The sequence below is a fragment of the Tepidiforma sp. genome (assembly GCF_026419595.1).
Lineage (GTDB): Bacteria > Chloroflexota > Dehalococcoidia > Tepidiformales > Tepidiformaceae > Tepidiforma.
Genome location: NZ_JANZZD010000058.1, coordinates 1 through 2,450, shown reverse-complemented (window position 1 = coordinate 2,450; position 2,450 = coordinate 1). Strand labels below are relative to the sequence as shown.

Genomic DNA, 2,450 nt, shown 5'->3' with positions numbered 1-2,450 from the left:
CCCGCTTCCCGCCTCCCGCTTCCCGCCTCCCGCCTCCCGCTTCCCGCCTCCCGCCTCCCGTCTCCCCCTACCCCCGCGAGAGCCACGCCCGGATGAGGTGAAGCTCGTCATAACTCACCGTATCGCCGAGCCGCTCCTTCAGCGGCTTCAAACTCCCGATCGGCCCGCCGCCCGCCGCGGCCCGCACGAGCTCCACCTTCCCCGGCGCCACCAGCCCCTCGAGCGAAGGGATCGCCCCCGCCGCCAGCAGCTCGGCGAGGTGGCTCACGATCGTCGCCGGCGCCAGCGACCGCGCCTTCGCCATCTCCCCCACGTCCCGCAACCCGTCCTCGTAGAGCGAGAGCGTCTCCCGGACCGTCGGCGCGAAGGCCGCCGGGTCGCGGACCACGGGCCGCGGCGCCCGGCCGGCCGGGGCCGGCCGCGTCGCCACCGCGGCCGCGCGGGTCGCCGCGAGGAACCCCTCGCCGTACCGCTCGAACTTCACCCGCCCCATGCCCGGCACTGCCAGCATCTCCGTCCGGTTCCGCGGCTTCCGGCGCGCCATCTCCCGCAGCACCGCGTCCGAGGCCACGATGTACGGCGGCACGCCCTCGGCCTCGGCGTACGCCCGCCGGATGCCGCGCAGCTCCTGGAAGAGCGCTTCCTCTTCGGCAGGGCGCTCCTCCGCGGCGGCTCCCCGGCTCCCCGCGAGGCAGGGGCCGCAGTTCCCGCAGGCGGCCGGGGGCGCCTCGCCGAAGTACGCCAGCAGCCGCGCCCGCAGGCAGGTCCGCGAGGTCGCATACGCCTCCATCGCATCGAGCTTCCGGAACGAGTGTGCCCGGTGGGCTTCCAGCATCGCCGTGTCGATCGCACCTTCGCCGTCCGGCCGCGTCGCCGCCAGCGTCCAGCCCTGCTTCACCGCCAGCCCCGATTCGAGCAGTGCCTGCACCGCCGCGTTGAACCCCGGCTCGTCCTCCTCCTTCATCAGGTCGCGCACGTGCACCCGCCGCCCCTCCGCCGCGACGAGCGCGCGGTAGATCTCGACCACCCGCTCCGCGCTCGGGTGCGCCATCTCGATGAAGTACTCCCGCAGCTGCCGGTCCCGTGCACTGAAGAGCAGCAGGCAGCGCGCCGGGTCGCCGTCCCGCCCGGCCCGCCCCGCTTCCTGGTAGTACGACTCCAGCGAATCCGGCAGGTCGTGGTGCACCACGAGCCGCACGTCCGGCTTGTCGATCCCCATCCCGAACGCGTTCGTCGCCACGATGACGCGCACGGCGTCCCGCGCGAAGGCGTCCTGGATGCGCCGCCGGTCGCCGTCCGGCAGCCCCGCGTGGTAGGCCGCGCAGCGGATGCCCCGCCGCTGCAGCTCCCGCGCGAGGTCCTCCGTCCGCTTCCGCGTCGCGCAGTAGACGATTGCCGAGGCGCCCCGCAGCGGCGCCAGCTCATCGGCCACCGCCTCCGCCTTCTCCGCGAGGCTGCCCGCGCGCGCCGTTTCGAAGCGGAGGTTCGGCCGGTCGAACCCCGCCACGTGGATGGCGGGCTCCCGCAGCCGCAGCCGCTCGACGATGTCCTGCCGCACCAGCGGGTCCGCCGTCGCCGTCAGCGCCACCGTCGGCGGCGAACCGAGCCGCTCCCGCACCGCCCCGAGGTCGCGGTAGCTCGGCCGGAAGTCGTGCCCCCACTGGCTGATGCAGTGCGCTTCGTCGACCGCCAGCCGCGCGATGCGGATCGCCCGCAGCGCCGCCATGAAGCTGCCCGACTGGAACCGCTCGGGCGCGACGTAGAGGAGCCGCACCCGCCCCTCGGCGCACGCCGCCAGCACGGCGCGCTGCGCGTCGGTCTCCTGGGTCGAATTGATCGCCGCCGCCGCGACGCCCATCGCGCGGAGGCCGTCGACCTGGTCCTTCATGAGCGCGAGCAGCGGCGAGACCACCAGCGTGAGCCCCTCACCGAGGACCAGCGCCGGCACCTGGTAGCAGATGCTTTTGCCGCCGCCCGTCGGCATCACCACGAGCGCATCCCGCCCCGCCAGCACGTCGGCGATGACCGCCTCCTGCCCCGGCCGGAAGCTCCCGTAGCCGAACACCTCCCGGAGCACCGCGCGCGCCCGCCCGAGCCCATCCGCTGCAGCCGTCACGGCCGCCCAGTATAGAACACCTGTGCGGTTGGAGGTTGGAAGTTGGAGGTTGGAGGTTGGAGGTTGGAGGTTGCGAGTCCGCGAGTCCGCGAGCCGCCGTTACGCTCCCTCCCAACTCCCAACTCCCAACTCCCAACTCCCAACTCCGTAGCCGCGGGGCTCCGTCCCCGCGGAGGGCCGGCGAGGCCCACCCCGGCGTTCGAGTTCAAGTACCTCCCGGTTCCCGGAACATCCGTTGGGCGCATGGCGCCCCGCGGGGACGGAGCCCCGCGACTACGGGCCTCCCCTCCGCGCCGCGACGACGGTTGGAGGTTGGAAGTTGACACTCTCCCGG

At 74.0% G+C, this 2,450-nt stretch carries 1 protein-coding gene; it reads right to left on the bottom strand.

What is annotated here, in order from left to right:
• Window positions 1-67: 67 nt before the first annotated feature.
• Window positions 68-2,116, bottom strand: coding sequence for a RecQ family ATP-dependent DNA helicase (locus N2041_RS14225; protein ID WP_297679238.1), 2,049 nt, complete (start codon window positions 2,114-2,116; stop codon window positions 68-70).
• Between the last annotated feature and the right edge of the window lie 334 nt (window positions 2,117-2,450).